General features: G+C 57.9%; 7 protein-coding genes. 5 read left to right on the forward strand and 2 right to left on the reverse strand.

The genetic code is table 11. The annotated features are described in order from the left end of the window. Together Q0K17_RS09665 and Q0K17_RS09670 are read right to left on the reverse strand one after the other, a co-directional pair. On the reverse strand, positions 1 to 1738 hold a 1738-nt coding region (locus Q0K17_RS09665), incomplete at its 3' end, for a hypothetical protein (RefSeq protein ID WP_294542617.1). Further along, positions 1738 to 2655: a radical SAM protein gene (locus tag Q0K17_RS09670; RefSeq protein ID WP_294542618.1), complete on the reverse strand. Its 918-nt coding sequence runs from the start codon at positions 2653 to 2655 to the stop codon at positions 1738 to 1740. The genes Q0K17_RS09665 and Q0K17_RS09670, both read right to left, overlap by 1 nt. A gap of 148 nt (positions 2656 to 2803) precedes the next feature. Here Q0K17_RS09670 and deoD point away from each other — a divergent pair, with 148 nt between their 5' ends. From deoD to Q0K17_RS09695, 5 genes are all read left to right on the forward strand, one after another. Further along, entirely contained in the window at positions 2804 to 3523 is a 720-nt protein-coding gene (deoD, locus tag Q0K17_RS09675) for a purine-nucleoside phosphorylase (protein ID WP_294542620.1), read from the forward strand. Beyond that, complete coding sequence (locus Q0K17_RS09680) at positions 3520 to 3963, forward strand: cytidine deaminase (RefSeq protein WP_294542621.1); 444 nt, start codon at positions 3520 to 3522, stop codon at positions 3961 to 3963. Before deoD ends, Q0K17_RS09680 begins: the two co-directional genes overlap by 4 nt. A 57-nt stretch (positions 3964 to 4020) precedes the next feature. Continuing rightward, complete coding sequence (locus Q0K17_RS09685) at positions 4021 to 5169, forward strand: BMP family ABC transporter substrate-binding protein (protein ID WP_294542622.1); 1149 nt, start codon at positions 4021 to 4023, stop codon at positions 5167 to 5169. Positions 5170 to 5335: 166 nt separating this feature from the next. Further along, positions 5336 to 6502 (forward strand): BMP family ABC transporter substrate-binding protein, encoded by a 1167-nt coding sequence (locus Q0K17_RS09690; RefSeq protein ID WP_294542624.1) that lies wholly within the window; start codon positions 5336 to 5338, stop codon positions 6500 to 6502. A gap of 210 nt (positions 6503 to 6712) precedes the next feature. Next, positions 6713 to 6915 (forward strand): ATP-binding cassette domain-containing protein (locus Q0K17_RS09695; RefSeq protein WP_294542625.1); only part of this gene is annotated, 203 nt, incomplete at its 3' end.

The following is a 6915-nucleotide window of genomic DNA, read 5'->3' on the forward strand; positions in this document are numbered from 1 at the left end:
CATCCGGCGTTTCATACAAGCTGACCATGGCGTGGTATTCGTCGGCATAGTCCATACCATGGTAATACACAAAGCTCCCGGAACCGCACACGATCTGCCGCCCTGCCAGAGAAAATACCGGCGTCAGGTGATCGTCGCTGGTCAGGAACAAAGCATCCGGCTCGGCATTCGCATCCACATAGGCTGCCATCTGAATGTCGGTGGCGCTCCATTGCTGATAATCGCTCACCACTTCCCGCCCCAAGGTCAGCACACTTCCGAACATGCCCACAAAGCAGCACAGAGCCATGCCCAGAACCCCCAGGGGGCGGGAATGCATCCTTCCCCACAGGTCGCACAGGAGAGAAGCCACCAGCATACAGCCCAAAGCATGCCAGATGAACAGCAGCTTGTTGTTGTCATAATTGTTGGGCTGGAACACCACACACTCGGCCAGAGCCCAGATCAGAACCCCGCCGCCATAAAACCACCGCTGCCGGCGATTGGCATGGAAAAAGGCGGGAATCAGCAGCAGATATACAAGACCGATGTTTTTGATGTAGAACCAGAAATAGTTGTCCTTGAGCCCGGAGCCGTCGTTGTTTATCCAATTGAAATGGAGGCGTAGCATGTTCTCTCCGCTTACCGACTGGGCAAACACGGTGGCCCACATCTGGGCGAACCAGACCACACCGCATACCAGGGCCAGCCAGAACCAGGGCAGAAGCACTGTGCGCACCCGCGGTCGATGCGCCAGAGTGTAGATCCCACAGGCCAGACAGCACAGAACCAGCGCCAGGGCGGAATGTGTCTGCATCAACGGCAGGGGAAGGACCAGCACCGCCAGGGGTAGCCAAAGGCGGGGACGGCTTTCCATGCAGAACCGCCACAAAAGATAGAGTGCCGGGAACAGCAGGGACCATCCGAACAGGGTGGCTCTCTGGGGAAGCAGCAGATCGGCCAGAGGATTCACCCAGATCACATTGTGGGCGGTGTCATTGGTGGGGGTGGTGTAGAATCCGGTGAAGATGGAAAGAAAGGTCTCTTTATCTCGCAGAAAATAGACAAACCCAAACCCGCTGCCCAGAAAGAACAGCCAGAAGGCCAGACTGGCTTTGGCGGAGGACTCCAGGACCCGGTTTGCCAGCTGCCAGAACATCAGATACACCGCCACAAAAGCCGGCAGCATGGGCAGAATGTAGGCGAGACGCAGATCGCTGCCCAGCACCAGAAAAACGCTGGAAACGCATTCGCATAAAAATGGGTAGCCAAATCGGTTTTCCCCGGCCAGCAGGGGATACAGCGGCGGGAACTGTCCGGTGACCGCAATATTTTTAATGAATCCCAGATGCATGGCCATGTCGCCGTAGCAGCTTTGTCCGGTGTGGTAGGCTCCGTCAACCAGGTGCAGCACATGGGTGTGCAGCAGATAAACAGTCAGCGCCAGCATGGGCAGAACACAAGCCCACATGGCAGCGGCACCCTGCCCTGCATGGAGGGAGGGAAGCGGGCCGCCCCGCAGCAGCAGCCATGCAATCATGACAAAACCGACCCCACCCGCACAGAGAAGGGCGGGCATGGTGAATCCCAGAAACAGGGCAAAAAAGGCGGGCAGTATGGCCAGAAAGCTGACGCCGAAGGCACAGCCCAGTCCGACGACAGTTCCAACGCCGGCTCCCGGCAAGGTCCGGCGGGCGGCCAGAAATCCGGCCAGCAGAAACAGGACCAAGTAGGCGCAACTCAGCAAAGCACCGATCATCATACACCCTCCAGGTCAAAGGGAGGCGTATACTCCTCCCGTGCGCTGCTTTTTTCCTGCATATATCCGTCGGTCAGACCAAGGGCAATGGCGGCATCCACCACCTTGCGGTATTCGTAAGTGGTGATGCGCCGTCCCAGCTTATGTTCATCCGCGTGATAGAAGGGGGTGAACTGACTCATCAGACTGGTCAGGAACGGTACCCCCACCTCCTGCCGGATCTCGGCCAGACGCCGCAGAACCGCCAGACTGTCCTCCACATGCCCGGGCAGGGCCAGATGCCGCACGATCACCCCGCGCCGCAGATATCCGTCTTCTCCGAAAACCGGCGCCCCGGTCTGGCGCAGCATCTCGCACAGAGCCGCATCCGCAGCGGCGGGGTAGTCTGCCGCCCGGGACAATTCCGCTGCAAGGGCAGGGGAGGCATATTTGTAATCGGTGAGCCAGATATCCACATAGGACTTCAGTGCCTGTACAGTCTCTATGGTCTCATAGCCGCCGGTGTTGTAGACCACCGGCAGGTGCAGACCCCGGCGGCGGGCTTTCTCCAGGGCAGCCGTCACCCAGGGCAGCCATTGGGTGGCTGTGACAAGATTGATGTTCTGCGCGCCTTTTTCCTGCAGTTCCAGAAAAATTTCGCACAGACGGTTTTCGTCAATATCCTTACCCAATCCCTGCTGACTGATGGCGTAATTCTGGCAATAGCAGCACCCCAGTGCGCAGCCGGTGAAAAACACAGTGCCGCTGCCGGTGGGGGCGTTGGGATCGCCGCTCAGGCAGGGTTCTTCCCAGTGGTGCAGGGCGGCACGGGCTACCCGCAGGGTGCCGCCGGCACCGCACACGCCGGTTTTGCCGGCCGCACGGTCGGCACCGCAGGCCCGGGGACACAGATGACAACAGGTTGGTAAAACAGGCATGGACAGAATCTCCTTTGTGAAAAAGCTGGTCTTTTGATAAACAGTTTAGCACAAAACGCCAAAATGTGGTATACTAATAGAAACCAAGCGGTAGAGTTCCCGATGACAGAGGAAAAACCGCATACAAACGAAAAAAAGGAGATCCGCTATGTCTACCCCTCATAATCGCGCCGAAAAAGGTGACTTCGCCCGCACCGTCCTGATGCCCGGTGACCCCCTGCGCGCCAAATTCATTGCCGAGACCTTCCTCGAATCCCCTCGTCTTGTCACCGATGTCCGTGGCATGCTGGGCTATACCGGGACCTATCAGGGCCGGCCTGTCAGCGTCATGGGCAGCGGTATGGGCATGCCCTCCATCGGTATCTATTCCTATGAGCTGTACACCCAGTACGGGGTGGACAACATCATCCGTATCGGTTCTGCTGGTTCCTATACCCCTAAAGCCAAACTGTTTGATGTGCTTCTGTCTACCGGCGCTTATTCCGAAAGCAATTATGCCGTGACCCAGTCCGGTGACACCGACGAGATCCAGCGCCCCAGTGAGGCCCTGAATGAAGCTCTGCGCCGCAGCGCCGCCGCCCAGAATATTCCCCTCATTGAGGGCGTTATCCATTCTGCCGACGTTTTCTACCGGGAGCCCAGTGATGAAAAACCGGCGTACTGGGAACGCCTGCGGGACGAGAAAGGTTGTCTGGCCGTGGAAATGGAGAGTTTTGCCCTGTTCCACAATGCCAAGGTCCTGGGCAAACACGCGGCCTGCCTGCTGACGATTTCGGACAGCTTTGTTTCGCCGGAGATCACCACCGCCGAGCAGCGTCAGACCAGCTTCACGGCCATGATGAAGGTGGCGCTGGGGGCCGACCTGTGAGCGCCGCCCTTTCGGCCGAGACCCGCACCGAATTGATTCGGGCGGCATTTGCGGCCCGGAAATTTGCCTATGTGCCGTATTCTCACTTTCGGGTGGGGGCGGCTCTGCTGGCACAGGACGGCCGGGTCTTCACCGGCTGCAATATCGAAAATGCCGGTTACACCCCCACCAACTGCGCAGAGCGCACGGCGCTGTTCAAAGCGGTCAGTGAGGGGGTGACCCACTTTTCGGCCATCGCCATTGTGGGGAGCCTGGAAGGCAAGACCAACACGTTGGTCACCGGTCCCTGCGGCGTCTGCCGTCAGGCACTGTATGAATTCGGCGGTCCGTCCCTCATCGTGATCATGGCCAAGAGTGAGGAGGATTATGTCGAGACGACTCTCGGCGAGCTGCTGCCCTACGGTTTTGGCCCCCGAAATCTGGAACTCGACCCCGTTTAAAAGGAGTTTTCTGTATTTATGTGTCAGTACCCTCGTTTTCGTAAAATCCGGCATGGAATGACGGCGGCGCTTTGCAGCCTGCTGGCCGTTTCCCTGTGTGCCTGTTCGGCCGCTCCTTCCTCCTCTTCTTCAGGGGCGCAGGCCGTGGAAGAATCTCCGCTGGTGGATGACAGCCTGTACGTTTATGATGTGGAAGAAGAAGTTGCGCTGAGCAGGCAGGGGAGCACCGTGGCCTTTGTGGCGGATACCGCCGGCACGGAGACCGGTCCGGATGCGGCCCTGTGGCGCGGCGTGCAGGCGTTTGCCGATACCTTCGGGTATACCGCGCAGCTTTATCAGGCAGAGGAGGATTCTCTGGCTGCCAGGGAAAGCGCGCTGCGCACGGCGGCACAGAGTGGTGCCGCCATGGTGGTCTGCCGCGGTGATGAGATGGCGACAGCGCTGTACAGTGTACAGAATGACGACCCGTCGGTATCTTTCCTTCTGTTTGATGCGGAACCGCATACCGAGGACTATACCGCCTATCAGACGGCCTCCAATACCAGCTGTGTGATGTTCAGTGAAGAACAGGCCGGGTATCTGGCCGGGTATGCGGTGGTCATTGATGGCCGGACCAAGCTGGGGTTTGTGGGAGCCGAAGCCATGCCGGATACGGTGCGCTACTGCACAGGTTTTCTGCAGGGCGTGGATGCTGCCGCCCAGAGCCAGGGTGTACAGGCCAGCGTGGAAGTTTGGTATGTAGGCAGTGAGAATGCCGGTGACGTTGTGACCCAGCGTATGGGCGAATGGTATGGCAGCGGCGTACAGGCGGTCATGGCTGCCGGAGAAGGAACCCTGCAGGAGTGCATTGACGCAGCCCAGGGCACCGGCGCCGTGGTCATCGGCACGGACTGGGACTGCACAGACTCTGACAGTGTTGTGCTGACCAGCGCCATGAAGAATTATTCCAGCGAAGTGCAGCATGCCCTGTATGAGTATTTCAAGACCGGCGGCTGGGGCAGCAATGGAGGCAGCACCGTTCGTGTGGAGGCTTCCGAAAATGCAGTTGGACTGCCGCAGGTCAACTGGCGCATGACAGACTTTACCCAGCGGGAATATGAAAAGATTTACAAGAACCTGCACGACAGCGTCACCAAGGTGGAACGCCTCTCGGATGCTTCCTCCTTGCCGGAAACGCCCAATGTGGCCGTGGATGTTTTGGGATAATTGGCGTTTTGTTATGTTTTTGTAATTTGATTTCGTTGTTTTTTCCATTGAAAAAAACGAATAAATCCAGTATACTGAACCTGACAGGCGGGCGCTGTGGAGTGTTATGCACGCATGCGCCCGCTCTTTATTTTTACCTTTTCCCAACGAAAAAGGAGAGTACGAGATGAAAAAGTTTCTTTCCCTGAGCATGGCCGCTGTCATGGCACTGTCTCTGGCTGCCTGCGGCGGCAGCGGTGACACCGCCGCTTCCGGCAGCACCGCCACCAACGCCACCGCCGAAGGTGCCGCTTCCGCCGAGATCACTGGCATCGCCCAGGTCTGCGACGTGGGTACCATCGACGACGAAAGCTTCAACCAGGGCTGCTGGACTGCCGTGGAAGCCTACGGCGAGGCCAATGGTATCAACGTTGATTACTATCTGCCGCCGAGCGAAGATGCCAACGATGAGGACCGCCAGACCCTGATCCGCAATGCGGTCAACGACGGCGCCAACACCGTTGTCTGCGTCGGCTACCTGTATGGTCCCTCTCTGGCCTGGGCTGCCACCGAATACCCGGATGTCCACTTCATCGCTGTGGACGTGACCGTGGCTGACATCGGCACCGAGACCATCCCCGCCAACGTCTACTGCATCACCTACAAGGAAGAGCAGGCTGGTTATCTGGCCGGCTACGCCGCTGTCAAGGACGGCTTCACCGAGCTGGGCTTCCTGGGCGGCATGGCGGTTCCCGCTGTTATCCGCTTCGGCTACGGCTATGTGCAGGGCGCTGACGCCGCTGCGCAGGAGCTGGGCACCAACGTCAACATCAAGTACTGGTACGGCGGCGCCTTCTCCGGCGATGCCAACATCACCGCCAAGATGGAGAGCTGGTACTCTGCCGGCACCCAGGTTGTCTTTGCCTGCGGCGGCGGTATCTACACCAGCGCTGTGGAAGCGGCTGTCAAGCATGACGGCAAGGTCATCGGCGTTGACGTTGACCAGAACTACATCGGCGAACAGGGTGTTGCCGATGGCAAGTACAGCTACAACCCGTTTGTGACCTCCGCCATGAAGGGCCTGAGCGCAGGCGTTACCGACGCTCTGGAGCATGTGGCTGCCGGTACCTGGGACACCATCGCCGGCACCAACTTCATCTATGGCCTGCAGGAGGGCGATTATGTCGGTCTGCCCACCGCGGAAGACAGCTGGAATTTCAGCACCTTCACCGTGGAAGAGTATGAGGCCGAAGTGGAAAAGATCCGCAATGGCGAGATCGCCGTCGACAACAACTCCGACGATGCCACCAAGCCCACCACCAGCGAGTATGTTACGGTTGACTATCAGGTCTGATTCCTGAAATCAATTGCCCGAAAAATGCGTAAGCGGCGGACGCCAGATCACGGCGTTCGCCGCTTTTTTTTCGTAAAGCAAAAATCGGCGATTTTTTGCAAAAAAGTAGCTCAAATAACTTGTGAAGATTTACAAATAATTGTATAATGAGCACAAGAAACAGTTTTTGAAAGGAGCGTGAGCAGATTGGCAGAGGATTTCGTTATTGAGATGCTTCACATCACCAAGGAATTTCCCGGCATAAAAGCCAACGATGATGTGACTCTGCAGCTGCGCCGGGGCGAAGTGCACGCCCTCCTGGGCGAGAACGGTGCAGGTAAATCCACGCTGATGAGCGTATTGTTCGGTCTGTACCAGCCCGAAAAGGGCATCATCAAAAAGAACGGCAAAGAGGTCAACATCAAGGACCCCAA

Source organism: uncultured Gemmiger sp., assembly GCA_944388105.1.
Taxonomy (GTDB): Bacteria; Bacillota; Clostridia; order Oscillospirales; family Ruminococcaceae; genus Gemmiger.